Origin of the sequence: Bartonella grahamii ATCC 700132, from assembly GCF_000518085.1 — a bacterium.
Taxonomy (GTDB): Bacteria; Pseudomonadota; Alphaproteobacteria; order Rhizobiales; family Rhizobiaceae; genus Bartonella; species Bartonella grahamii.
This window is the reverse complement of record NZ_KI912377.1, coordinates 1-26,281: the sequence shown is the minus strand read 5'-3', so window position 1 is coordinate 26,281 and position 26,281 is coordinate 1. Positions and strand designations below refer to the sequence as shown.

18 protein-coding genes and 1 pseudogene are annotated in these 26,281 nt (G+C 35.5%); 8 read left to right on the top strand and 11 right to left on the bottom strand.

Annotation, left to right across the window (positions count from 1 at the left end; translation table 11 throughout):
- Positions 1-11 precede the first annotated feature (11 nt).
- Both U736_RS13205 and U736_RS0108905 read right to left on the bottom strand, forming a co-directional pair.
- Positions 12-960: pseudogene (locus U736_RS13205) on the bottom strand (hemagglutinin repeat-containing protein); the annotation flags it as partial.
- A gap of 825 nt (positions 961-1,785) precedes the next feature.
- Entirely contained in the window at positions 1,786-3,162 is a 1,377-nt protein-coding gene (locus U736_RS0108905) for an amino acid permease (RefSeq protein ID WP_026500705.1), read from the bottom strand.
- Between the two features lie 1,032 nt (positions 3,163-4,194).
- Here U736_RS0108905 and U736_RS12920 point away from each other — a divergent pair.
- Positions 4,195-4,380: a hypothetical protein gene (locus U736_RS12920; RefSeq protein ID WP_244395799.1), complete on the top strand. Its 186-nt coding sequence runs from the start codon at positions 4,195-4,197 to the stop codon at positions 4,378-4,380.
- A 231-nt stretch (positions 4,381-4,611) separates the two neighbouring features.
- Here U736_RS12920 and hutH read toward each other — a convergent pair whose 3' ends face one another.
- Complete coding sequence (gene hutH / locus U736_RS0108885) at positions 4,612-6,150, bottom strand: histidine ammonia-lyase (protein WP_015856537.1); 1,539 nt, start codon at positions 6,148-6,150, stop codon at positions 4,612-4,614.
- Between the two features lie 910 nt (positions 6,151-7,060).
- Entirely contained in the window at positions 7,061-7,873 is an 813-nt protein-coding gene (locus U736_RS0108880) for a class I SAM-dependent methyltransferase (RefSeq protein WP_015856538.1), read from the bottom strand.
- 377 nt (positions 7,874-8,250) lie between these two features.
- Between U736_RS0108880 and U736_RS0108875 the strand changes: the two genes are divergently transcribed.
- From U736_RS0108875 to parE, 4 genes are all read left to right on the top strand, one after another.
- Positions 8,251-8,877, top strand: a complete 627-nt coding sequence (locus U736_RS0108875) for a LemA family protein (protein WP_026500703.1) — start codon at positions 8,251-8,253, stop codon at positions 8,875-8,877.
- Entirely contained in the window at positions 8,877-9,728 is an 852-nt protein-coding gene (locus U736_RS0108870) for a TPM domain-containing protein (RefSeq protein ID WP_015856540.1), read from the top strand. Before U736_RS0108875 ends, U736_RS0108870 begins: the two co-directional genes overlap by 1 nt.
- A gap of 122 nt (positions 9,729-9,850) precedes the next feature.
- Complete coding sequence (lipB, locus tag U736_RS0108865; protein ID WP_015856541.1) at positions 9,851-10,588, top strand: lipoyl(octanoyl) transferase LipB; 738 nt, start codon at positions 9,851-9,853, stop codon at positions 10,586-10,588.
- Positions 10,589-10,669: 81 nt separating this feature from the next.
- Positions 10,670-12,736 (top strand): DNA topoisomerase IV subunit B, encoded by a 2,067-nt coding sequence (gene parE, locus U736_RS0108860; protein ID WP_015856542.1) that lies wholly within the window; start codon positions 10,670-10,672, stop codon positions 12,734-12,736.
- Positions 12,737-12,753: 17 nt separating this feature from the next.
- Here parE and recJ read toward each other — a convergent pair whose 3' ends face one another.
- Positions 12,754-14,538 carry a single-stranded-DNA-specific exonuclease RecJ gene (gene recJ, locus U736_RS0108855; protein WP_015856543.1) on the bottom strand — a complete coding sequence of 595 codons (1,785 nt, stop codon included), beginning with the start codon at positions 14,536-14,538 and terminating at the stop codon, positions 12,754-12,756.
- 296 nt (positions 14,539-14,834) lie between these two features.
- Between recJ and rplM the strand changes: the two genes are divergently transcribed.
- Positions 14,835-15,299 carry a 50S ribosomal protein L13 gene (gene rplM, locus U736_RS0108850; RefSeq protein WP_015856544.1) on the top strand — a complete coding sequence of 155 codons (465 nt, stop codon included), beginning with the start codon at positions 14,835-14,837 and terminating at the stop codon, positions 15,297-15,299.
- A 2-nt stretch (positions 15,300-15,301) separates the two neighbouring features.
- Entirely contained in the window at positions 15,302-15,787 is a 486-nt protein-coding gene (gene rpsI / locus U736_RS0108845) for a 30S ribosomal protein S9 (RefSeq protein ID WP_015856545.1), read from the top strand.
- Positions 15,788-16,091: 304 nt separating this feature from the next.
- Here rpsI and U736_RS0108840 read toward each other — a convergent pair whose 3' ends face one another.
- The 6 genes from U736_RS0108840 to U736_RS0108810 all read right to left on the bottom strand — a co-directional run bounded on the left by U736_RS0108840 (position 16,092) and on the right by U736_RS0108810 (position 22,438).
- Positions 16,092-16,457 (bottom strand): response regulator, encoded by a 366-nt coding sequence (locus U736_RS0108840; RefSeq protein ID WP_015856546.1) that lies wholly within the window; start codon positions 16,455-16,457, stop codon positions 16,092-16,094.
- 523 nt (positions 16,458-16,980) lie between these two features.
- Positions 16,981-17,340, bottom strand: a complete 360-nt coding sequence (locus U736_RS0108835) for a hypothetical protein (RefSeq protein ID WP_026500702.1) — start codon at positions 17,338-17,340, stop codon at positions 16,981-16,983.
- Positions 17,341-18,074: 734 nt separating this feature from the next.
- Positions 18,075-18,863: an ABC-2 family transporter protein gene (locus tag U736_RS0108830; RefSeq protein ID WP_015856548.1), complete on the bottom strand. Its 789-nt coding sequence runs from the start codon at positions 18,861-18,863 to the stop codon at positions 18,075-18,077.
- Positions 18,847-19,581: an ABC-2 family transporter protein gene (locus tag U736_RS0108825; RefSeq protein ID WP_015856549.1), complete on the bottom strand. Its 735-nt coding sequence runs from the start codon at positions 19,579-19,581 to the stop codon at positions 18,847-18,849. The genes U736_RS0108830 and U736_RS0108825 overlap by 17 nt, the downstream gene beginning before the upstream one ends.
- Positions 19,582-19,645: 64 nt before the next feature.
- On the bottom strand, positions 19,646-20,665 hold the full coding sequence (locus U736_RS0108820) for an ATP-binding cassette domain-containing protein (RefSeq protein ID WP_026500700.1): 1,020 nt from the start codon (positions 20,663-20,665) through the stop codon (positions 19,646-19,648).
- A 789-nt stretch (positions 20,666-21,454) separates the two neighbouring features.
- Positions 21,455-22,438 carry an RluA family pseudouridine synthase gene (locus U736_RS0108810; RefSeq protein ID WP_015856551.1) on the bottom strand — a complete coding sequence of 328 codons (984 nt, stop codon included), beginning with the start codon at positions 22,436-22,438 and terminating at the stop codon, positions 21,455-21,457.
- A 237-nt stretch (positions 22,439-22,675) separates the two neighbouring features.
- Between U736_RS0108810 and U736_RS0108805 the strand changes: the two genes are divergently transcribed.
- Positions 22,676-24,457: a glucan ABC transporter ATP-binding protein/ permease gene (locus U736_RS0108805; RefSeq protein WP_015856552.1), complete on the top strand. Its 1,782-nt coding sequence runs from the start codon at positions 22,676-22,678 to the stop codon at positions 24,455-24,457.
- Positions 24,458-26,281: the final 1,824 nt, after the last annotated feature.

Below are 26,281 nucleotides of genomic sequence, written 5' to 3'. Positions count from 1 at the left end.
ATCGCTGCTCTATTGCCATTTAGTCCGCCAATCAAACCATTGCCGATTTTGTGTTTCACATCCCCATGAGCAAAACGTTTTGCTACATCTCTTGTATCTTTTATGGTACCAAGAATGCCCACATTAACAAATCCTGTCACACCAGCAAAGGACTTTTCAGGCATCTCTTGTGTCTTAGAGATATCATAGTTTTCCGAAAGCGTGATATTATTGCCAGCATCGGCGTTGACATCACACTCTGCCAAAACATTTGTCGGCTTGCATGTTTACATCATGATCAGCAGTAATCTGCACATCTCTGCGCACTTTGAAATAGGATTGAACGGAGGTATCTTCCTATTGATCGCCGGTGTCTTTCGCACTCGCAACCCCAACACCAACAGAAGCACCGCTGCTCTTTTCAAACTAAAAGCCAAAGCCTGTGCGCTCTTCCTGTGTACTCGAACTATGATTATTGTGACCCACAAACACATTGACATCATGCGCTGCTGAAAGGTTAATACCCTCCCCCTGCAAGATCAGAGTCTACTACGCTCACATCTTTTTTCTTGAGCGTAATGTTGATATTACAGTTAACATTGAGAGAAGAGCCTTGATGTTCAAAACTCTCTTTATTTTTTGTCTTTGTTTCGCTCCCGTATATCGAAACAAAATTTTTGCCTGAACCCACACCAAAACCTGTTGCATGCGTCTGTAAATGGCTGCTATGATGGTCTATCATGCCAACAATCGTCACACTTTCTCCCATTACATTGATATCTTGACCGGAAATCAGATGAGAAACAATAATCATAGCATCTCCGTGTACATCCGTATCAATTTTGCCCATTGCCTCAAGGATAAAGGAAATCGTTGTGGTATGCGTTTCAGAGCTATTAGAAGATTTCTCGTGTAAAAAGCCACTTTCCGATGATTTTTTTGCTGGTCGTAGTGTTCTTGAGCACCTTTTATAATAATATTGAATAATTTTGCACCACAATACAGTTGCGGAGTGCATTTTGTCCTTCTCCACTTGTGATAAAAATTACTTCCGTATCAATATTATAAAAAATAAGTTTGATCCTTGCTCTTTTGCTCGCAATAACAATAAGAATCGTAAAACTGTCACACGTTCATTGTTCTCTTTAATTTACTCTTCTATGAAATTTTATTGTGATACCTTGCTGCTCTTTATTGAAGTTTTTGCAAACACAATGATACAATGACTTTATTATCCACTATTTTCTACCAACGCCAATCCTCTTTGAGAAAAAAATAATAGAAATAAAAAACTTCTCCCCTTTACCCCATAACAACCAAAATATCCTTTTAAAGGACACAGAAAACTCCAACCCTTTTTTTCAAGAGAATACATCAAGAACTTTATCTTCGCTTCTAAAAGCAATAGTAGTTCCTTAAACAACAAAATTTAAACAACCAATTTTTTAAAGAGCTTATAAAACAATAAAAATAATTCTTACAATAACTTATCTTGTAAAACAGAAATCCATTAATGCGTTTGAAAAAAGATATCTGCCTATAATCTTGTCTCTAGTAAAATCCATTTGCGTTGTTAGGCATTTTAACATGAAAGACTTATATTGATTGCAGAGCTCACCATCAAAAAACGCCTAATATTTATATGATTTGGTCATTACCATAGGCTCACAAAAACTCCCAAAGTAAAATAATAACGAGCAGATTTTCTTCAATCTAGATTATACTAATCTTTAGAGAATAACAATCAAACAACTCTTCTCCTGATAACATCAGCTATTTTTTTTGAGTTTAATCTCTATTCACATTTTATTGCAGTTTCTTTTGCTTAAAATTATAAAGTTTAAGTGCATAAAAACAAATAACAAGCCAAGCAATCCAACTAAAACCTATAATTAAAACTGGTCGTGTCTCATCAAAATACCATAAGAGAATAAAAATAAAAACCATAAATAAAATAGAAAAAATCGATCCTATTGGCCAAAATGGAATTGGAAATTTTAAACTATTCTGTGCTTCTTTAGGCATCTTAATTCGCATAAAAACTTGTGAAAGTAGAATCATCATCCACACAAAAACTGTCGCGAATGTTGCCATTGCAGCAATAAGAAAAAAAAGCTTTTCATGGTAAAAATAATTAAGGACAGCACCAAGAAGAAAAATACCGAAGATCATCAAAATAACAAAAATTGGTATACCATTTTTTGATAAATATTGAAACTTCTTTAAAGCATAACCTTCCTGCGATAAACCATGTATCATGCGACAAGCACCATACATTCCACTATTCATTGCAGAAATAGCCGCTGTAACAACAACAATATTTAAGATATTTGCCGCATATGAAATCCCAAGATTTTCAAAAATGGATACAAAAGGGCTGTCCATAAGACCAATCTCATTCCAAGGATAAAGTGACATTAAAATAGCTAACGTCATGATATAAAAAAGCAAAATACGAACTGGAGTAGAATTAATTGCCTTTGAAATTGTTTGATGAGGGTTTTGAACTTCCATGACTGCCATCCCAATGATTTCTATACCACCAAAAGCGAAGACAACAACACTAAAGCAAGCTAAAAAACCAAACCAACCATTAGGAAAAATACCACCATTTTTCCATAAATTATGAACAGTAACCGTAGAAAAAACTGCACTTTCACCCCAACCACAAAAAATAATTACTATTCCTAAAATAATCATTGCAATGATAGCAATAACTTTAATAGAAGACAGCCAAAACTCTAGTTCACCATATACTTCTACGGCAGCTAAATTAATACCCGTGATAATTAACGTAATACTAAATGCCCATACCCAAGGAGCAACATCAGGATACCAAAAACCCATATAAGTCGCAAAAGCTGTAATATCAGCCAAACCGACAAGAATCATTTCAAATACATATGTCCATCCCGTTAAAAAACCTGCTAATGGCGATATGTAATTTGCCGCATAACGTGCAAAAGAACCAGGCAATGGATTATGAATAATCATCTCTCCTAAAGCCCGCATAACCATAAAAATAGCTAAACCAGCAATACAATAGGCAATCAAAACACTTGGACCCGCAAGCTTAATTGCCTGTGCAGACCCATAAAAAAGGCCCGTTCCAATAGCAGAGCCAAGAGCTAAAAAGATAACTTGGCGCTTGCTCATACCTCGTTTAAGCTCATTTGTTTCCATTTTTTTCCTTCTTCACTGAATTGTTGACGAAAAGCCATACGACAATGCTGACTTTATCCATCATAAAGCCTCATTTTTTTCCCGAAGGTATGTTTAAAGAGCATTGAACAATGCCTATCAGACGCTCTATCGTAAACAATGAAAAAGCACTCTTATTAGAAGTTATTCAGCTTTTTCACCGCTCACATTTTTTATCATGTTATTGTGATCAAGTGGTAATGCAATTTTTTATAATTGTCCTTTAATTTATTTTCGTATTCTCTATGTTTGTTTTGCAGAGTTTGTTTTGCAGAAAAAATGCTGAATTTGATGAGACTACTAATTGCAACCCTCTCTTTTCACTTCACAGAAATAGAAGCCTAAAATTCGTAAAGCTACATTTTGGGCAAGTCAATAAATTTTCTATCGGTACCTTAAGCAAATTCTCTGTTACTTTTCTAGCTTACAACAAACACAAATTGTGTACAACATCCCATGAAACAACTTTTAACACCAACTGAATGGATTCAAATCAGTAATTAAAGTGCACCTCAATCCACTCCTTAGGAAATCTAATTACTTTAAAACACGCGTTTTCCCTAAAAGAGCTATTTTGCCTCATGGTGATCTGATTTATCAGTATAAACTTATAAAAGCCAATATTGAAAAAATTGCTTTTAGGAGTGATTTAATCTTTCATTTTTTGCTTATCTTCTATAACATAATTAAAGTATAGATTTTGAAAATACAAATATTTTATTGTTATTTTACCATTCATAAAGAATAGATTATATGTATTGTATACAGTAAAACTAAAAATTTTATCATGCATTTCTCTTTTTTAAGATGTTTTATAATTTTTTAGAATTATTTTAAATAACAAAAGGTGGAAAAATGTTTAAAAGAAGTATATTATGTATTTTTATAACAGTTATTTTTTGTTTTTTGCAAATTGTGGAGGTTAATGCAAATCTTGGGAGAAGCAGATCTCAAGAAAGTCTTTTCATTGCCACAACGTCACATGAAAAAGATATCCTTGTTGAGACGAAAAATATGGTTATCATTCGCATTTCAAATCAAAACACTATAGAAAAAGGTGGATCTACAATCAGAGAAAAAGTTAAAAAAGGAGTTATGATCGCTACCATAACTTTTTTGCTTGGAAAACTTGCACTTAAGGGGGTAATTTGGTTTGAAAAATGGGCCATAGAGACACTTTCCAAAGCTTTTCAAGATTAGCGAGATTCACTATATTACTGATTTTAGGCCGTTTCTGTTGATATTAAAAAGCTAGTCCATACGCTGTTATGCACACCTAAAGAGATAATTGGATATAGATACCCCACTGCATACTAGCTGATAAATGAGTACATATTCATTTATTACTCAAATATATCAGTTCACCCAATTTTTATATAAGAAAATTCATAAATTAAGTGTCTCCCTTCCCTACTAGAATCCAAATAAATATTATTTGGATTCTAGTGATGGAAAAATTGTTTTTGGTAAAATGGACAATAAGTGCCCTTCACGCACAAGTATATGTGCTTGATGAAGATCTGGAGCCAGATAGCGATCTTCCTTAAGAGAAGCAACTTTTCTGCGTAAACATTCCATAACAGATTGCAAAAAAGCACTTGTTTTTAAAGGTGCACGATATTCAATTCCCTGTGCTGCAACAAGCGTTTCAATGCCAATAAGTGTAAAAAGATTTTCGCTCATTACCAATAACCGACGAGCTCCATGGCAAGCCATTGAAACATGATCTTCTTGATTAGCTGAAGTTGGTGTTGAATCAACGGAAGCAGGATGCGCCATTTGCTTATTTTCAGACATTAAAGCTGCTGCTGTTACTTCAGCAATCATAAAACCTGAATTAAGACCTGCATTATACGCTAAAAAAGCTGGAAGTCCATAAGAAACTGCTGGATCAACCATCAAAGCAATACGCCGTTGAGAAATAGACCCTATTTCACATAAAGCAAGAGCAATCTGATCAGCAGCAAACGCTACAGGCTCAGCATGAAAATTCCCACCTGATACAACTTCACCATTCCTTAAAATCAATGGATTATCTGTAACAGCATTTGCTTCAATAATCAGTGTTTTTGCTGCTGCTAGCAAAATATCAAAACATGCCCCCATGACCTGTGGCTGGCAACGTATACAATAAGGATCTTGTACACGCTCATCACCACGTAAATGTGCTGCACGAATTTCTGAATCCTCTACAAGCTTTTCTAATGTTTTCGATACAGCAATCTGCCCATAATGTCCTCGTAAAATATGGATATCAGAATGAAATGGCGCCGTTGATCCCATAATGGCATCTGTCGTCAAAGCTCCTGCCAGCAATCCACCACACAATGCCCGATAAGCTCGAAAAAGACCGGCAAGGGCAAGAGCTGTTGATGTTTGAGTCCCATTAATAAGAGCTAGACCTTCCTTTGCCTCTAAAATAATAGGGGACAATCCCGCTTTCTCTAATGCAACCGCTCCACTCATACGAATATTTTGAAAAAATGCTTCTCCTTCTCCCATCATAACAGCCGCCATGTGAGCAAGTGGAGCTAGATCACCTGAAGCACCAACAGACCCTTTTTCAGGGATGACAGGAATGACGCCCTTTGCAAGCATATTTTCCAGCAAATTTACCAATTCTAGACGAACTCCTGAAGCTCCTCTTCCTAAAGAGATAAGCTTTAAGCTCATTATCAAACGCACAATATTTTCAGCTAAAGGCTCTCCTACCCCACAACAATGGGACAAAATAAGATTTCTCTGTAAAACAGCAACATCGTCCGCATCAATTTTAATGGAAGCCAACTTCCCAAAACCAGTATTAATACCGTACACAGGCTCACTTCCAGCAGCAATTTCAGCAATGCGCTGAGCCCCTTTCTCGATAGCTAAATGCGTGTCATTATGAAGTTCACTCACTTCACCATTAAAATAAATAGCTTCAAGTTCACTAAGCGTCACCTCGCTCGGTTTTAGTATAATAGTCATAATTTACTTTCTTTTTTAATCAAAGTGTAATGTTTAGCATTATTGATCCTTCTATAAAACAAAAAAACTATAACGACTCTTTAAAACAAGAATGCTTTCTTAAAGGCATTCCTTACAATGGAGCCATTATCCAAAAGTAGAATAGTTGACGATAAATGAAAATGAAATATTGACAAGCACAACCAAGGTCATGGATTTCAAAAATAGATAACGCATTAATTTATAATCATAATCTAGCATTATTCATATTGAATGAGAAAGCCGAACATCTTAAGATTCTCCCATTCTAAATCTGTGTATGTTGAATCAATCAAAACCATTCGCTTGCACGTCATAAGCGAGATTGGCGTATGGATAAAACTGTACAAAAAAGATCTAAAAACCCCTCTTATGGACCGTCTCAAGGGCTGTCGCAACATTGGGAAATGACAAAGTGTGTGATGATGCAGGCTTGTTCTTGTGTATGAAGCGTAAAGGGAGGGCTCAATGAATTTATCATATGGATATATCATTAAGCTATTCCTACTAAACTTATAAAAATCTTAGATAGATAGCTGCCACAATCTATCATGATTGCAAAAATTAAACTCTATAGAAAATTAAAAAACTTATTTGCACATCACAACATAGAAGAAATTAAGGTTATTTACCACTTCTTTGCCACTTCTAAAATTGTATTTAAAGCGCCAGATTGAAACCTGAAAAGCACATCTTCAATAAAACCACACAAGGCTCGAGCTAACCCGTTATTTAAAATAAAAATAAGATGTAAGATGTAATAAGGTATCAATTTGAATGCTGAAGAAGAAAAAACTCTCCCTCCTTAAAATCTGCCTTAATAATGCGTTAATCTCCTGAATACCGCCTACTCTGATGTGCTAAAAGAGCAAAAGCAATCATCGATATCAGATTATCCTGCATACATATAGAGCTCACTTCGATACAAAAGCTCCAAATTACCTTGCACTTCATATTTCTTTATCAATGCAACCAATTGCCGCAAATATTCTTCCCCATAGCAAGCAATAGCACGTTGCGCTTGCGTTGAAGAGCGGCTCATTCCAATAAAAGCTTCAGATGGGATCATCATCGTCCAATTGTGCGTATGGAAAAAAATCTTTTCTGGATCTACCCCAAAGCCATCACTCATTTCCTGTAAAAAATCAAAATTACGATAATACCGAGAATAGTTCGGACTCATTTTCTCTAACAATGTCTCATAGGCCTCTAGAAATTCACTATGCTTGAAATCACGATTATTTTGAATAACAGCCATGACACCATTGACTCGAAGTTGATCTGAAACAGAACAAAGCAACTTAGGACGATCCATCCACTGAAACGCTTGCGCTGCAATGACAAGATCGACCTCACCAATTTGAGGCAATAGGTCTTCTGCACGGCCCTGATACCACTGCACCGTAGGAAATTTTCTTCGCCCCTTCTTAATCATATCTGCCGATACATCGATAGCATGATATTGGTGCTCATTTCCTAAAAATTTAACAATTCCCTCTAATGCGATACCTGTCCCAGCCCCCACATCCACAATGGACAAATGCTTTTTGTTCTTAAAAGAATGGAGCATAGTTTTAAATACAGTGAGAGGATAACGAGGACGATAACGATCATAATCATTAGCCAATCCATCAAACTTTTCACTTTGCCGTTGAACACTTTCTATCACAGGATTTTCCCCTCTTTCACAATTACTACCATACATAATTAAAAAAAACTTTTTTATCCGATGTACCAAGAATAACTTCTACAGGAGGGAAAATAAGAACTGCCCTTACCTTCTATTTTTCCATAAGATTGATGCTTAAATTTTTCCCGTTTCCAATTATTATCTGCACGTTGTGAACCACAAAAAATACTATAATTTTCTGTAATAATAATTGATATGAATATTATTGATCTTTTATAAGGTGACATCTATATTACCATTATCATTTTAATATCAACAAATCACTTAAGCGTGCCTAAAACGCAGAGAGATGTCGATTTATTGATAAATGTACCTGTTTATAAAATTCAAAATACTTTCCACCAAGAAGATAAACCCTATATAATACATAAAATATCTGTGGAGACATCTTTATGTTAAATGTACAAACTTCTTCAATGTTTAAAATATTAAAACAATTTTCAATCGTGATTTTTTTGGCATGGTTAGTCCCATTTTTAAGTGGGTGCGGATTTAATACGATACCAACAAATGAAGAAAAAGCACATGCAGCATGGAGTGAAGTGCTCAATCAATATCAACGTCGTACAGATCTCATCCCCAATCTTGTAGAAACAGTTAAAGCTTACGCAGCTCATGAACAAAGCGTTTTCACAAATGTAATTGAGGCACGTGCCAAAACAACGCAAGTCAACATTAATGCGGATATGTTGAATAATCCAGAAGTTATGCAGCAATATCTCAAAAATCAAGCAAATTTATCAAGTGCCCTTTCGCGGCTTATGGCTGTTGTCGAAAACTATCCGGATCTTAAAGCAAACCAGAACTTTCTTGCTCTTCAATCACAATTAGAAGGAACAGAAAACCGAATTTCCGTTGCGCGCCGCGATTATATTGAAACAGTACGTGCTTACAATACTGCTCTCAAAACAATGCCGACGATGATTTGGGCAAAGCTATGGTTTCGTGATGCTAAACCTATGCCTACTTTTACCATCGATACTGATAGCCAACAAACACCAAAGGTTAATTTTAATTAATGAAAATATTTCAACACTCTATACAACGTCGTATTTTTCTACGTTTATGGGTTCCTTTGAGTATTCTATATTTGATCATTGCATTGGGGAATGTCACTTACGCACACACTAAGTTTCCTCCCTTAAGCGGCTATATCAACGATATGGCTCATTTACTTGATCATGCAACACAAAGAAATTTAACGGAAAAGCTAGCTACACTCGAAGAGAAAACAGGAGATCAAATCGTTCTTGTGACGCTCCCTACTCTTTCGGGCAATGATATAGAGACATACAGCAATTCTCTTTTTCGTACATGGAGATTAGGTCAAAAACAAATCAATAACGGCATATTAATCGTCATTGCACCAAATGAACGCAAAGCACGTATTGAGGTAGGCTACGGTCTGGAAGGAGAACTAACAGATGCCATTTCCTCTGTCATTATTAATAGCTTCATGATTCCTAATTTTCGTGAAGGAAATTATCAAAAAGGAATTATCGAATCCGTTCACGCAATTATCAAAGTGATCACACAAAGTGATGCTGATTTTTCTTTTCGAATCAATCAAAAAGCTAAAGCTGTTGAAGAACAACGCAAACAAGCTGAAAAAGAAGAAATGATTATAAATACAATCACGTTTCTCATTCTCTTTATAGTCGTTGGTTTGCCCATTCTTGCTATGATTTTTGGTAAAAAAATAGGTCCACGAAAGTATCTTTGGCTGGGTATTGTCTTCACACCTTGGTTTTTAAACTTAAATGCGAGCGGTAGAGGTTCTGGTGGAATCTTTGGCGGACCTTCAGGGGGAGGAGGATTCAGAGGTGGTGGTGGGTCATCAGGTGGTGGCGGTGCAACAGGAAGATGGTAAAACGAGCATAATGATTTTTTTAATAAAATTCATTGCACTTCTTATAAACTATCTCTTAATCCTGTTCTTTTTTTATTTTTCTGATTATAATACAAACTCAAACATCAAGATAAATATTACCAATGACATTTGAATTAAAACATACGGATCGTAATCACTTATCACATCATTTTAATGCAATTCTAGGAAATCCACCCGTTGAATGGAAGATAAGTAATCATCTAGTTGAGTATCCTGAAGCTCTGCGTTATATGCAAGAACGTGTAGAAAAAATTCTTGCAAAAACCGCGCATGAACAAGTTTGGCTTCTTGAACACCCTTCCCTTTATACAGCAGGGACGAGTGCAAATAAAAAAGATCTTTTGGCGCCTAATTTATTCCCTGTTTATGAAGCAGGACGTGGAGGTGAATTTACATATCACGGTCCAGGACAGCGTATTGCTTATATCATGCTTGATCTTAAACGCCGAAAACAAGACATTCGTGCTTTCATTAGTGCATTAGAAGAATGGATCATACAGATGCTTGCAAACTTTAATATTAAAGGCGAACGCAGAGAAGATCGCGTTGGTGTCTGGGTTAAACAGTCTCATTGCCCATCAAAACAAAATGATCTTTCTTCCGAAGATAAAATTGCAGCTATTGGCATTCGAGTGCGCAAATGGATAAGTTTTCATGGAGTTTCTATCAATGTTAATCCTAATTTAGCCCATTATTCAGGAATTGTTCCTTGTGGAATTAAAAACCACGGTGTAACAAGCTTTCTGGATCTAGGTTACCCTGTAACAATGCATGATATTGATATTGCTCTCAAACACGCCTTTGAACAAATTTTTGGTCCAACAATTGATGTTTCCTAAGTGCATTGATTTTTAAATAAAAAACAGGCATAAAATTACTTTAATAAATATTTTATTTTGTGAGGTAGATAGTTAAACGCTATGAGCGATAACAAAAAGGATCTTTTTAGTGTTTTAAATAAAGCCCAATCTCGGGTAAATACAAAAGAAAACACTCTGCAGTCTCCAATGAAATCAAAAGCGATGATTTCAAAAAAAAGTGCAAAAGATACGCAAGAAGATGACTATAATGCCCTCTCTATTCGAGTACTTGAGGGTTTAGAGCCCGTACGTTTACGCCCTGGAATGTATATTGGTGGAACAGACAGTAAAGCGCTTCATCATTTATTTGCCGAAATTATCGATAACGCGATGGATGAAGCTGTTGCGGGTTATGCAGATTTTATTGAGGTCTCATTAGATAGGAACGGTTATATAACCGTTACAGATAATGGACGTGGTATTCCTGTCGAAAATCATCCTCAAATGCCTGAGAAATCTACTCTTGAAGTTATTATGACACAACTCCACTCAGGGGGAAAATTTGATGGAAAAGCTTATCAAACTGCGGGTGGACTTCATGGAGTAGGAATTTCTGTTGTCAATGCTCTTTCTGATGATATGGAAGTTGAAGTTGCACGAGAACGAAAACTTTACCGCCAACGTTTCTCACGTGGTATTCCTCAATCTGGATTGGAAGATCTGGGAGATGTTTATAATCGTCGTGGTACGCGCGTTCGTTTTCATCCTGATCGTGAAATTTTTGGTGAAAAAGCAGCTTTTGAGCCAGAAAAAATCTATAAGATGGCATGCTCCAAAGCTTATCTTTTTGGTGGCGTAAAAATTCGCTGGACTTGTGATCCCGTCATACTTGAAGGCGCAAAAAATATTCCTGAAAAAGCTGTTTTTCATTTCCCCAATGGCCTTAAAGACTATTTACTCTCGTCACTAAAAGATGAATATCGAGTAACATCAGAAATTTTTTCTGGCAAAACACAACAAAATAATGGCCATGGCTCCGTTGAATGGGCTATCGCGTGGCATGGTGGTGATTCTTGTGTGCAATCTTACTGCAATACGATTCCTACAGGAGAAGGCGGAACACACGAAATAGGATTACGTCAAGCTCTTTTGCGTGGATTGAAATCCTACGCTGAGTTAATAGGAAACAAGCGCGCAACAATTATTACGTCTGACGATATTATGATTTCAACAGCCGCAATACTTTCAGTCTTTATCAGTAACCCTGAATTTGTTGGACAAACAAAAGATCGATTAGCAACCATTGAAGCACAGCGTATCGTTGAGAATGCAATCCGCGATCCTTTTGATCATTGGTTAGCAAATTCCCCGCAAGAAGCAACAAAACTTCTCGATTGGGTTATTGAACGTGCTGAAGAACGTGTTAAACGACGCCAAGATAGAGAAATAAGCCGAAAAACTGCTGTCCGTAAATTACGTCTGCCCGGTAAACTTGCAGATTGTAGCCAGAACCATGCTGTAGGTGCTGAACTATTCATTGTTGAAGGGGATTCTGCAGGAGGATCTGCTAAACAAGCAAGAAATAGAGCAAACCAAGCAATTTTACCTCTTCGTGGTAAAATCTTAAATGTCGCCAGTGCTGCACATGAAAAAATGAACTCAAGCCAAACAATTAGCGATCTTATCCTTGCTCTTGGATGTGGAACACGCTCCAAGTATCGTGAAAAAGATCTCAGATATGAACGTATTATCATCATGACAGATGCTGATGTTGATGGTGCTCATATTGCGTCACTGCTCATTACCTTCTTCTTTCAAGAAATGCCTGACCTTATTCATCAGGGACATTTATATCTCGCCGTCCCTCCCCTTTATAGAATATCGCAAGGAGGAAAAGTTGCTTATGCTCGTGACGACATTCACAAGGATGAATTACTCAAAACTGAATTTACTGGAAAAGCTAAAGTCGAAATCGGGCGTTTTAAAGGGCTGGGTGAAATGCGCGCGGAACAACTTAAAGAAACGACTATGCATCCTCAAAAACGTACATTGCTTCGTGTTTCTATTGATGCCGTGGAAATGCAAGAAACGAAAAAAACTGTAGAAAGTCTCATGGGAACAAAACCAGAAGCACGATTTCGTTTCATACAAGAAAATTCTACTTTTGCTTCTAATCTAGACATCTAATGTAAAAAACATCCCTTTCAAACCACTGCGGCTGCGTCAATCACGCGCAGTTGCGGATTGGTCGTTCCATTCCAATAATTCAAACTAAGATGACCAGCTAAATGAATCATTTCACCAATATTTTCAAAAAGAAAATCACCAAGCGATGTCCCTACAGCACGAAAAGCTATTCCTTGCAGTTTTTTTCCTTCAACATTAGATACAATGAGGCGAAGATGTCCTTTACCAACTTCAGATAGATTCACCAATCGATGAGAGGGAAGAACAAAAACAGGTGTTGCATTCCCTGTCCCAAATGGCCCTGCTTTTTCAAGCAACTCAAACAGCGCTTCATTAACACCAGAAGCAGAAAGAGAACCATCTATACTAAGAGATTTTTTTGCATGCAACTCAGAAACCCTTAAAGAAACTTTTTCTTCTAGCCATTTTCGAAAGATTTCAATTTTTGTTGATTGAATTGTAATTCCTGCTGCCATACTATGTCCCCCTCCCTTTTCTAATAAATTTAATGTAACAGCTTCACGAACGAGTGCTCCTAAATCTATACCATTAATTGAACGTCCCGACCCTACGCCATTTCCATCTTCTTTTAAAGCAATAGCAAAAACAGGACAAAAAAAACGCTCTTTGAGACGGGAAGCAAGAATACCAATAATTCCCGGATGCCATTCTTTATGAGAAATTACAAGTGACAAGGGTATTTCTTGATCTTGATAAAGAGAAGCAATATAAGATTCCGCTTGTGCTAATTGAATGTTCTCCATTTCTTGGCGTTCTTGATTAAGCCGATCTAATTGTTCTGCTATTCTGTCCGCTTCATCTTTATTCTCACAGCTAAGCAAACGTGCTCCCAAAGCTTGATCACCAATGCGCCCTCCTGCATTAATTCTAGGACCTAACAAAAAACCAAAATGAAAACTATTAAGCGGCTCCCCTATTCGTGCAACCTTTGTTAAAGCTGTTATTCCTGGATTATGCATAGAACGAGCAACTTGAAGCCCTTTTATCACAAAAGCACGGTTAACCCCCTGTAATGGAACGACATCACATATGGTTGCCAATGCAACAAGATCAAGCATACTTAAAAGATCAGGCAGCTGCCCTTGGAATTGTTTTTTCCGCAGCAAATGATGAACCCAAGCTAACGTAACAAAAACAACGCCCGCTGCACATAAATGCCCCTGTTTAGAAAAATCATCAGGACGATTAGGATTGACAAGAGCAATGGCTTCTTGATGAATCTCTGACATTTGATGATGATCTAAAATTACAACATCAGCACCAGCAAGCCTCGCTGCTTTTACCGCATCTGGACTGTTTGCGCCACAATCAACAGTGATAATTAACCGTGCACCTTCTTGCACAAGCATCCTCATTGCTTGTTCATTCGGACCATAGCCTTCAATAATACGATCAGGAATATAAATTTTGACTTCAATACCAAAATAACGAAAAAAACGCGCTATGAGTGCCGAAGAACACGCACCATCAACATCATAATCACCAAAAACAGCAACCTGTTCTTGATTGAGAAGAGCCTTAACAATGCGCTCTGCAGCGCATTGCATATCCCTAAAACTTTCTGGATCAGGCATAAGCGTACGTAATGTTGGATTAATAAAAGCAACAGCCTCAGCTTCATCCACATCTCTTGCTGAAAGCACTCGAGCTAACTGATCTGGAAAACCAAATTTTTGAGAAATAGCGCGCGCATTATTTATCCCTTGAACATCAAGGGCATCTAACCAAGCTTGACCACAAGCAGAAGATTCAACATTGAGAAAATAACGAGACCACTGCATTATTGCTCATTCTATAATGAAGAAAAATAAAATACAATCATGCGTTAAAGATAAAATAGTTTTTTGCAACATTCATTTTAAGTTTAAATGGTACACAAACTTCTTTTAATGAGGTATTATAATACCATTATCATAACATATTGTTTTATAAAGTTTTTATTTTCTCTTGACGTCAATCAAAAGACATTATATCAGAGCAAGGTGTATGCGTTAAATATTTCGCTATGGTAACAATTTTCAACGCAAAACAGTAAAAATTCCCTTATATTAAAAGGGTTCTAATAAAGGATACTTCTATGGCAACTTTTTCACAAAAGCCAACTGAAGTGGTGAAAAAATGGGTTATTATTGACGCAGAAAACCTTGTTTTAGGTCGTCTTGCCACATTTGTTGCTAACCGCTTACGTGGCAAACATAAAGCTACATTTACTCCACATGTTGATGATGGTGACAACGTTATTGTCATTAATGCAGATAAAATAGCTCTCACTGGCAAAAAATATACGGATAAAAAATATTATTGGCATACCGGCTATATTGGTGGAATCAAACAACGTACAGCACGTCAACTTCTTGAGGGGCGTTTTCCCGAACGCGTTATTGAAAAAGCGGTAGAGCGCATGATTCCTCGTGGTCCCCTTGGTCGGCGTCAATTGAAGAATCTACGTGTTTACGCTGGAAGCCAACATCCACATGAAGCACAACAGCCTGAATCTCTTGACGTTGGTGCTTTAAACCGCAAAAACAAAAGGATTGCTTGATTATGGCTGAAATTAATTCTCTTTCTGAGCTTAGCATAGTAACAAGTATTACAGAAACACATGAAAATGTTGTTCCTGTCCACGTGCAAAAGCTTGATTCACAAGGACGTGCTTATGCAACAGGAAAGCGTAAAGACGCTGTTGCACGCGTATGGATTAAACCAGGTTCTGGAAAAATCACGATCAACAATAAGGAATTTGACAAATATTTTGCTCGTCCTGTTCTTAGAATGATTCTTCGTCAACCAATTGTTGCAACAAACAGGGATACCCAGTTTGATATTATTGCAACCGTTGCTGGTGGGGGGCTTTCCGGACAAGCCGGTGCAGTGCGCCATGGCATTTCCAAAGCTTTAACCTATTACGAACCAGAACTTCGCTCAATCTTGAAAAAAGGTGGTTTTCTTACCCGTGATAGCCGTGTCGTTGAACGTAAGAAATACGGTAAAGCAAAAGCACGTCGTTCTTTCCAATTCTCAAAGCGTTAATTTCATTTTTTGTACAATGCATAAAGCCTCGAACAAAAACGGGGCTTTTTTAACTGCTAAAACAGACGTTTCGTAGAGACAAATTTATATCTGTTAGAAGAAAACAAGAATGCAAAACAACCGATTCTCCTTAGACAAGAGCTAAAAAATAGATCAAAAAATTCAAAACCTCAGTTTTAATTTTTAAAAACTTGTATTTCTCTAATAGACGTATCCACGTGCTAGAATACAAAAACATTTGTAACATAACTTTAGTTATCTCATAAGCTTTTCAATGTCTTTTTCTATCATTACTTAACAAGATTCAGTCCAAGAAATGCTTTACCATTGTGATAAAATGCGGGACAGAAATAGGTTTTGACATATATTCTTCACATCCACTTGCACGAATTCGTTCTTCATCCCCTTTCATAGCAAAGGCTGTTACGGCAACAACGGGAATCGATCTTAGTTCTTCATCTTCTTTTAATTGTTTAATAACATCTATTCCAGAGACCTCTGGCAACTGGATATCCACAAGGATAAGAGATGGCATTGATGAACGCGCCAAATCTAATGCCATAAGACCATTCCGTGTTTCAATGGTTTCATAGCCACTCGCTTCTACGAGATCACGGAATAGCTTCATATTAAGCTCATTATCTTCCACGATCATGACTTTTTTTGACATTAGTATAACTTCCACCCTTCTTAGACAAAATAGAAATGAATCTACATTCTCTTTGCTTAAAATAAAATGATAAAAAAAATTGTAAACCACAAAGAGACTAGAAGCTTCTAATAAAAGCTTTTTACGCAAACATTTATAATACTCATCACTATGCTTTTTCATTTCATAAAAATGAAATCCACAAATAGTCGTCAGATTGTGATACCGTATATTTTTTGAGTTGATATGCAAAGTTTATGGATATCTCAATTAATGCATTCGCATTTTCATCATAAAAAATATCAGCCAAAAACTTAGCTCAAATACGTATTTTAAAGAGGAAAAAATTTAAGTAGTCTTTAAAATAGCTGATTAGTTAAATTCAATGTGCCATATATTGCTATCCCCCAACCAATATCTTAAGGATAAACTTATCAATATTATTAAGAGTAAAATATAAATAAACCGTGATTAAATATCACGGTTTATTTATATAAAATATTCAACAACAGAATAATTCAAGGTTCATCAAATAAAATATCTTTTAATTAAAAGCCCATGCACTATGAGCAAGAGCATCGAATGTTCTTCCACCTGTCGTTCTTCCGGGACTCGGTGGCTTTCTAGTAAAGAAATATACAAGATATGCGATTAAACCAAAAATCGCTGCCTCCATCCCCACTAAACCCGCGACTTTTTGGACATTTTTCTCAGCCCCTTGTCCTCCAAATTGGCTAATAATCATATCAACAGCTTTAATAACTCTATTTTCCTGTATCATTACAGAAATGAAACCAGCATTTTGAAATCTACCATTTAAAGAATCGGCATTGGCTCCTAAAACCTGTGAAAAGAAAATAGCGACTGCAACCACACATACCATACAATGCTTAAATATTTTCATCATAACCAACTATTACAATGTTTAATAAAATAAATTTTCTTTACCACCCCCTCTAAATAGAAAACATTACATCATCTATCGATAACGTATATTTATATACTTATAATAAAAAATATAATACAAAACTTTAATTAATAATTTTATTTTAATTGCTATTTTTATATTATATTACATTTATAATATACCCGTTACATATTTATCTTAAGTTTGTGGATTATTTTATTTGTGTTTTTATATTATACAATTTAATGATAAAATGTATTAAATTAGAATTATTTTATTGTTTTTATTATAATTTTAGTTTTATTATCATAAATATTATTATGGCATTACAGTATAAAAATATTAATATGTTGTTTTTTTAGTTACACATATTGTTTTTATTTTTTTGTATAGTACAGTAATATAAATATTTTTAAAATTTACAGAAAACAAAAAAATACTTTATTGAAATATTCTGATAAAATTATTTTGCATTATTATAAATTGAGAAGAAATAGCTGTCCCAGTAAAAAAAATAGCGTAAACTCCAGCTTAGCTCTTTGATTGAAAAAGCTAAATCAGATACAATAAGAGATAACTTTTGGTGAACGCGCCAAATCTAATGCCATAAGGACATTACACATTTTGACGATTTCACAGCCTCTCGTTTCTACAAGAACGCGGAATAATTTTAATAAAGTTCTTTAATAAAGTTCATTGTCTTCCACGATTATAACTTTCTGACTTTTATATCATCCCCCTAATCCATTAAATTTACGAATTGTTTTCTTAAAACTTATGAAAGTCATGGCAATAAAAAGAAAAGTACTCAACAGAAGATATCCAATATTCAATTCATTTTTACCAAATAACAGTGAAACGGGCAAAGAAGCAGAAAAAGCCATAGGAAGCATAAACAAAAACCATTTTACGATGCTTAAAGGATAAATGCCTATTGGTACAAATGACAGCTCGTAAATCATTTCATGAAAATATTCGACAGGCATCTTACGGCTAATAATAAATGTTACAAAATTAAACATCATGAAAAACCAAATATTGACGATAAAAACACAAAATATTGCAACAATAAAAGAGATCCATCTGAGCTTAAAATCGGATATATTCGGTAATGATACAAATAAATAGGCACTAACATAAAGAACAAAGAGCTTGATCAGATTAAGTGGTTTACACCAACCAAACAACATCAAAAACCAGATTGAAACAGGCTTTATCAAGTATGGCTCAATTTTACCATCCGCTACTTTTTCAAAAAATGTTTCAATAGAATTAGTAAAAATATTCAAAAATATTCCAAGTAAAACAAAGACAACAAAGATAAAATGAATTTCATCTGTGCTATAGTTACCGATCTTTCCTGAAAAAGAAGATATTCTATCAATAAATATGAATTGAATAAAATAATAGCATAGAGAAAGAATAAACTCCCCAGCCAAATTCTTACCATAAACAATCTGTCGGCGGATATTCAGACTGATAAAATGAAGGATTATTTTCATCTCAACCACCCGCTCCATTATATGCTTTCATTCCTTTATTCCAAGCAATATAAATTAAGAATAAAAGACACAAAATATAAGTAAAACTTCCGAAAATAAACTGCTGAAACAACGCTAAATTTTGCGTCGCGAAAAACTCGGCAGGAGCTGATATCATGAAACAATAAGGATTAAATTGCATAAGCGGAATAAGCCACACCGGCCAAAAAGATGGTGGTAAAAGAACACCCCCAAGAAGCGCTGAACTGAGAATACTGAAAGAGAGTAATATATTGTACTCAATCACCCAAAAGCTTAATAAGGCAATTCCAAAAGAGAGTAAAAAACAAAGCAATTGTGATAGAATAACAATGAGAAAAAAGAATAGAAAAGCGATGACTAATCCCAGAATATTTTCATAGGATGAAACAAGCTTAACAACAAAAAGAGCCAATAACGGGATGCTATATAATACACTCTCCCCTAAAAAAGTAAAAAGCATTTGTGTCATATAACTGAAGGGCTTTGTAAGATATACTTCTAATTGACCTTCTTTAACATGATGAGAGAAAAACTTAATCACATTATAACCATTATTTAAGCGTCCTAGGACTAAAGCAAAAGCATAATAATACATCATATCATGAAAGCTAAAGCCATTTATGGTGTTGCCCATATCAGAGAAAAGTGCATTCCATAATAGAAGTTGAATAACAAATGGCGAAAGTGTTCCAATGATAATGTCGGTAAAAAACATTACTCTATCACTTAGAACAGTGAGTAATCCATTCTTGGCAAAAAGAAACATGCCAAAGCAGTGGTTAGATAAATTCTTTAAATTTAACACGGAGCATCTCTTCAAGCGAGGGAGTGGATACAGAGAACGTACAGTTCAGTTCGGTTGTAATTTCGCGTACAAAACGCGCAAAATCCTCACGGGGCAGCGAAACCTCCAGCGAGCATTCTTCAGCGTTAAAGTGCTTATCCTTTAAAGAAGTAGATGATTTCAACGCAATCTCATCAATTTTTTCTACAACAGTTGAAGGTGTAGCTACGTGTTCACAAAAAAGTGTCATTCTCACCAAAGAAGGAATGACATTTTTAAGCGTCTGAAGATTGCCATGAAACTGTTTCTTTCCCTTATGCAAGAGAATAATATCATCGACGTATCCATCAATATCTCCCATATCATGACTTGTGATGATATACCCTGTGCCGCGCTCCCTTTTCAGTTTTTTAAGAAGCTCCCTGATTTCATGCTTAGATGTAATATCAAGACCAATACTTGGCTCATCGAGAAACAACAGTTTAGGTCTAAAGGAGAGATTAAATGCCAATTCACTTTTCACTCTCTCACCCAGACTAAGCATCCGCACTGGCTTATCCATAATATGCTCAAGACCCAGCAACTCAGTGATCTCTTTAAGATCACGGGTAAAAGAAGCGCGTTCAAGACCATATAATGGTTGAACCATATCCAGACTGTAGCGTAAGGGTAAATCCCACCATAAACAATTCTTATGACCAAAGACCACACCCAAAGACTTGAATAGATCTTTCTTCGCTTTATAAGGATCAACACCAAGGACTTTAACATATCCCTCATCAGCATATTGTATACCAGAAAGTATTTTAATCAGTGTCGATTTACCCGCTCCGTTAGGGCCAAGAATTGCTAACGATTGCCCTGAAAAGAGGGTGAAACTCATATCTTTTAACACATGATGATTTGTATAAACCGGCTTGAAGAGAGAAAACACCTTGTTTTTAAAACCAATTCCTCTGTCAATGTTGCGATATATTTTTGAGACGTTATTAACGTCAATCAATAATGATCCCATCCGTCACTCCTAATTTCAATTTATTCCCCCTTTGAATGTTCCCATAATAAATATCTGTTTTTGTTCACTAGAAAAAACAAAAGTGTTCAAGCCCTCCTTAGAGCAATAAAACGCACCTGACGTTTTATCTCCAATTTTTTGTCTAGATATTTTTTCAATGTGATGAGTTCACTTCAATGAAGCATTAAGATACTGAAAAATTATTTCTTCTGTCATGAAAGACAATCTTTTGGATAAACTAAGTAAGTAGAAAAATAATTGCTCATTGAAAGAAGAACTTTGCTAATAAACCTTCATATAAACAAAGATACAAAGCATAAATCTATACTATAAGCATATCAAACAACATTGATAACAAACCAAACTTCCTTGACAAAAGGAATTCCTTGAGAAGATACTTTTCCTCAGCATTACTATAAAATGCCTCAATCATCTCCCATGAAAAAATTAAATTTGCCTTCACTATTTTAGTAAATATCCTTCAGACTTTATCTAACTCATCTCCCTCAACAGACACACCTCCCCAATATATGACCTCTGTAGATAATTCAAAGGAGCAGCTTCATCAACTCAGATTATTAATAACATACCATATCCAAAAATAACAATACAATCTATATGGATAAAGAGCTGTAGAAAGAAAACTTATGATATTCGAAAATTTACTCAAAAACACAATTTTCTCATAGCAATTTACTTATCAAAAACTTTCTCCAAATGATGCCCTATTCATCTTATAAAATTTATAGACAAAATTTGTATCAATCAAAAAGAACAAATGAAGTTTCTTTACTCTGTTTCAGCATCACTCTCATTAAAAGACAAAAGATTAAAACTTTGGACCATATGAGGTGGTAAAGGTGCTACAATATCCAATATTCCTCCTGAAGGATGAGGAATACGAATACGACGTGCATGAAGATGAAGACGGTTTTGAATTCCTCCTGGTAATGTCCAATTACTATCAGAAAAAAAATATTTTGTATCGCCAATGATCGGATGATCCATATAGGCAGCATGCACACGAAGCTGATGTGTTCTCCCTGTATAGGGTTCCATTTCAAGCCACGAAAGAGCCCGCCCTCGCGTATCTAAAACGCGATAGTAGGAAACCGCATGATGGGCATCTGGCTCCCCATGTTCACAAACACGCATTTTATCACCTTGTGCAGTCATTTCCTTAACCATCCACGTTGAAATTTTGTCCTGCTTTTTTTTAGGCACGCCCCGAACCAACGCCCAATAAGTCTTTTTTGTTTCTCGCGCTCTAAAAGCAGCTGTTAAGGACTGAGCAGCTCCCCTTGATCGCGCAACAATAAGGACACCCGACGTCTCACGATCAAGACGATGAACCAAACGCGGCTTTTCACCTTTTTTATTGCGCCATACCTCAAGCATACTATCCATATGACGTGTTAAACCAGAGCCTCCTTGTACAGCTAACCCAGCTGGCTTGTTAAAAACAAATACCTTTGGATCTTCATAAAGCAGCATTTTTTTCAAAACGGTTTCATCATCCTGCCCACGAAGTGTTTTATCCGTTATTGAAAGATTTGCCTTATCATTAATAGGGAGAGGCGGAATACGAACAGCTTGCCCCATACAAAGACGCGTATCGGCTTTAACACGTCCACCATCAAGCCGTATCTGACCAGAACGCAACAATTTCTGCAAAGCTCCAAAACCAAGTCCTGGATAATGCACCTTAAACCAGCGATCTAAGCGCATTCCATTTTCATCTACCTCAACTTTTTTTATTTCTACGCCTACCATGAAAATTCCCTTACCTGATAATTTTCTCTGCCCAAAATTTTTTACCTGAATAATTTTATTGATCTATTTTGCGCCTTTATAAACACAAAAATTCATATTTTAGTTGGCTTTATCACACCATATTACAGTTAGTATCCAAAATTGCCTTTTCTTAACGGTCAAATTCTATTAGCTAAAAACTAAGCGTTATAAAAATCAACAGCCTTTACGCTTAATAGCGAATGGAGATAATTAACCGTGTCCTTATTCAAAACCTATGCACGTGTTCTCACTTACCTAAATAGAGAAAAAAATGCATCCCTTTTAATCTGTACCGCTAATGTTATGTTAGCTATTATCACCATTGCAGAACCTATTTTATTCGGACGTGTTATTGATTCTATTTCAGAAAAATTAGCTATCATTCCTACTCTTACCCTTTGGGTTTGTTTTGGACTTTCACATATTATTGCTTATGTCCTTGTTGCTCGCGGTGCTGACCGCTTAGCCCATAGACGCCGCTTAACGGTTTTAACGGAATCTTTCGAACGTATCATTGCCATGCCTTTAATTTGGCATCAACAACGTGGGACTTCCAACGCACTCCATACACTTTTGCGCGCAATAGATTCCATGTCAACCATATGGCTTGATTTTATGCGCCAACACCTCTCAACACTTGTCGCCTTATTGGTTCTCATCCCCATAGCGTTTAATATGAATTGGCGTCTTTCAATAGTCTTGGTTGTACTTGCCATCATCTACGTATTAATTGCACGTTTAGTGATGCGAAAAACAAAAGACGGACAAGCCGCTGTAGAATGCTACCACCACAACCTTTTTAAACATGTCAGTGATTCAATCTCTAATGTTTCCATTGTACAAAGTTATAACCGAATAGAAGAAGAAACTTCTATACTGCATCAACATACAAATGCTCTGCTTAAAGCACAAAATCCTGTTCTCAATTGGTGGGCGCTGGCCAGTGGCTTAAATCGAATGGCTTCAACAATTTCAATCGTTTGTGTTCTTCTCCTTGGAGCTTTTTTTGTTGCAAAAGGTCAATTACGAGTAGGTGAAGTTGTTGCTTTTGTTGGATTTGCACAACTCATGATTAGCCGTCTAGACCAAATGAGTAATTTTATTAATTGTGCAATATCCTCACAAGCAAAACTGCAAGAATTTTTTGAAATGGAAGACTCAACCTTTCATATCAACGAACCGCAAAATCTTCCTTCCCTTCAAAATGTTAAAGGCGCCATACAATTCCATCACGTGACCTATAAATTCCCAAATTCTTCTCAAGGTGTTTTTGATGTTTCCTTTGAGGTTAAAGCAGGACAAACTGTTGCGATTGTAGGACCAACAGGGGCTGGGAAGACAACATTGATCAATCTGTTGCAGCGCGTATACGACCCTGCCTTTGGGCATATCTCCATTGATGGAATAAATATATGCTCGATCAATCGCGAATCTTTACGCAAATCTCTAGCAACAGTATTTCAAGACTCGGGTCTTTTCAACCGTACTATTCATGACAATATTTCAATAGGAAAAACGAGCGCAACAAATGAAGAACTTTATGAAGCAGCAAAAATAGCAGAAGCTCACGATTTTATTCTAAAAAAAGCTGATTGTTATAACACAATAGTGGGCGAACGAGGATCTCAATTATCAGGTGGAGAAAAACAGCGACTAGCAATTGCACGCGCTGTTTTAAAAAATGCCCCTATTCTCATTCTAGATGAAGCAACAAGCGCTCTTGATGTTGAAACAGAAGCACGTGTCAAAGATGCTCTCGATTCCATACGCCATAACCGCACTACTTTTATTATAGCACATCGCCTCTCAACAGTACGCAATGCTGATGTGATACTCTTTCTGGAACATGGTTACTTAATGGAAAAAGGAAACTTTCAAGAATTGATCGATAAAGGAGGGCGTTTCTCTAAATTTTTAAAGGCAAGTGGTTTAACAATCAAACCACCAGAAAGAGAAGGAGAAAATGTTATCCCCTTACACGAAGCCATAGCATCATAAAAATGATACTCTTCATAAATCTTATGCAAAAAAATCCTCCTCAATACAACAAGAGCACTTGTATAATACAAGTAAAAAGATTTTTAAAAATGCCACAATCCATTTCAGGTATTTAAGACAGATATTAAAACAATTTAGTATTTTCTCTGCTATTACAATTTTACTAGATTGGGACAAAAATATTGCCCTATATCTGTGCGTATTAACGAGTATACACTCTCATTTAGGGAAAATATAAAGGTAAAAACAATTTCCAGTTTTACCGTCTTCTTTTAACTCAGCTTTACGAATTTCAAAACGAACTGAAGCAATAGCTTTTTAATAATAAATATTATGTATTGCTTTTTGTTTATCACGTTCTTTATAGTCCTCTCATAAAGAACAGAATGTCATTGTTTTGCACATTCATATGGCTTTTTTAGAAACATTTCTCAATGCTCCTAAGCCCATTTCACAACGACATCCATGAGTGATTTTGATTAATTTAACATACACAGAATTTGAAACGATAAATTATCATTATAAATCAATAAGTTAATACAATCTCATCATAATAAATTAGACATTAATCTAAATCTTTAGATTTGTGTAACATTCCTTTGATTTATATTGATAATTCATTATTTTATAACTTGAAATAAAGATTTATAAAGATAGGAGAATATTCTTTTCAAGACCTTTTAATGATAAATAAAAAACTGTTTGCTTGTACATAACAAGCAAAATGAAAACAATACAATATCTCTAAGATACAACAACTCTTTTATAAGCCTTTTCAAGGAAAGGGATTTTAGTTATTTGAAAGCTAATAAAATAATGGCAGCTTATAACTTTATAAGGATAATCGTATGCAATAAATCTTGTATTATCCCTTTCATAAAAAGAGATATTTCTTCAAAAAAATCTATAGGAGCAACACAATAACTAGTCTTCTTAGTAAAAGAATACATAGCAAAGCATGAAGTGCTGCATAATCTATCTTATCTTAAAACGGTGAATCCTGAAACGCTTGGAAGCTACAAAGCCAAATGAAAAAGTGATAATAAAGACAAACACTGTTTTTGTCTTTACAATTGGATTTTCCTCCAATTACGCTGTATCTGAGTTCGATAACATATTATGCATAAAAAACTAATAAAGTCAATAGTTTGTGTGAAATTATTTTATATGAATCCACTTAAGAATCCATCCTTTTAGACGTGATTCATTTGACTGTTTTTTAGATAAGATTGCCATGTATGAATAGACCATAAAAAGCTAATCATGATGCAAATATTATAACGCATGTAAACGTTCAAATGAAATGAAAAGCAGCTATCATTCATAACAGTTCATAAATTTTATGATACGTTTTTATCACTCAAATCGCATTGTTTAAAATTTAGTCGTTTGGAATTATCGATAACATACGTTTAAAGATCACATCTTGTTTTAAAGATTGGATTGTTATCACATGATAAAAACATAAAATTAATGAAAATACGCTTATGAGACGCTTTTTAAATGCACGTTTAAACATTTGAAACTGATGCTTTATAAGCTTATTATTCTTTCATTTGCTTAAGAACATTTTCTCTTTTGAGTAAACCTAGGCTATAGCTTTCACAGCAGAAAAAAATCTTGAAAACCTTACATTTTATAAAAGCGGTTGTTTATTTTTCTTATGAGAGATTGTTTTGAAAACCAATGCTCGTAAATGTAAAAATGGACTTTGTTACAAACTTTCACTTAATACACATTTGCTTTATTTACGTTCCTTTTGATAAGTTTTCATATCTCTCATAGAGCGCTTGCAATATGATACGTTTTGTATATATGCATTCA

Bases quoted from the DNA above. Each gene is read 5' to 3' on its own strand.
- U736_RS0108880 (WP_015856538.1), bottom strand. From the start codon at position 7,873: ATGTATGGTAGTAATTGTGAAAGAGGGGAAAATCCTGTGATAGAAAGT.
- rpsI (WP_015856545.1), top strand. From the start codon at position 15,302: ATGGCTGAAATTAATTCTCTTTCTGAGCTTAGCATAGTAACAAGTATT.
- U736_RS0108810 (WP_015856551.1), bottom strand. From the start codon at position 22,438: ATGGTAGGCGTAGAAATAAAAAAAGTTGAGGTAGATGAAAATGGAATG.
- U736_RS0108875 (WP_026500703.1), top strand. From the start codon at position 8,251: ATGTTAAATGTACAAACTTCTTCAATGTTTAAAATATTAAAACAATTT.
- U736_RS0108830 (WP_015856548.1), bottom strand. From the start codon at position 18,863: ATGGAGCGGGTGGTTGAGATGAAAATAATCCTTCATTTTATCAGTCTG.
- lipB (WP_015856541.1), top strand. From the start codon at position 9,851: ATGACATTTGAATTAAAACATACGGATCGTAATCACTTATCACATCAT.
- recJ (WP_015856543.1), bottom strand. From the start codon at position 14,538: ATGCAGTGGTCTCGTTATTTTCTCAATGTTGAATCTTCTGCTTGTGGT.
- U736_RS0108825 (WP_015856549.1), bottom strand. From the start codon at position 19,581: ATGTTTTTTACCGACATTATCATTGGAACACTTTCGCCATTTGTTATT.
- U736_RS0108820 (WP_026500700.1), bottom strand. From the start codon at position 20,665: ATGGGATCATTATTGATTGACGTTAATAACGTCTCAAAAATATATCGC.
- hutH (WP_015856537.1), bottom strand. From the start codon at position 6,150: ATGACTATTATACTAAAACCGAGCGAGGTGACGCTTAGTGAACTTGAA.
- U736_RS0108905 (WP_026500705.1), bottom strand. From the start codon at position 3,162: ATGGAAACAAATGAGCTTAAACGAGGTATGAGCAAGCGCCAAGTTATC.
- U736_RS0108840 (WP_015856546.1), bottom strand. From the start codon at position 16,457: ATGTCAAAAAAAGTCATGATCGTGGAAGATAATGAGCTTAATATGAAG.
- U736_RS0108870 (WP_015856540.1), top strand. From the start codon at position 8,877: ATGAAAATATTTCAACACTCTATACAACGTCGTATTTTTCTACGTTTA.
- U736_RS12920 (WP_244395799.1), top strand. From the start codon at position 4,195: ATGGTTATCATTCGCATTTCAAATCAAAACACTATAGAAAAAGGTGGA.
- U736_RS0108835 (WP_026500702.1), bottom strand. From the start codon at position 17,340: ATGAAAATATTTAAGCATTGTATGGTATGTGTGGTTGCAGTCGCTATT.
- parE (WP_015856542.1), top strand. From the start codon at position 10,670: ATGAGCGATAACAAAAAGGATCTTTTTAGTGTTTTAAATAAAGCCCAA.
- rplM (WP_015856544.1), top strand. From the start codon at position 14,835: ATGGCAACTTTTTCACAAAAGCCAACTGAAGTGGTGAAAAAATGGGTT.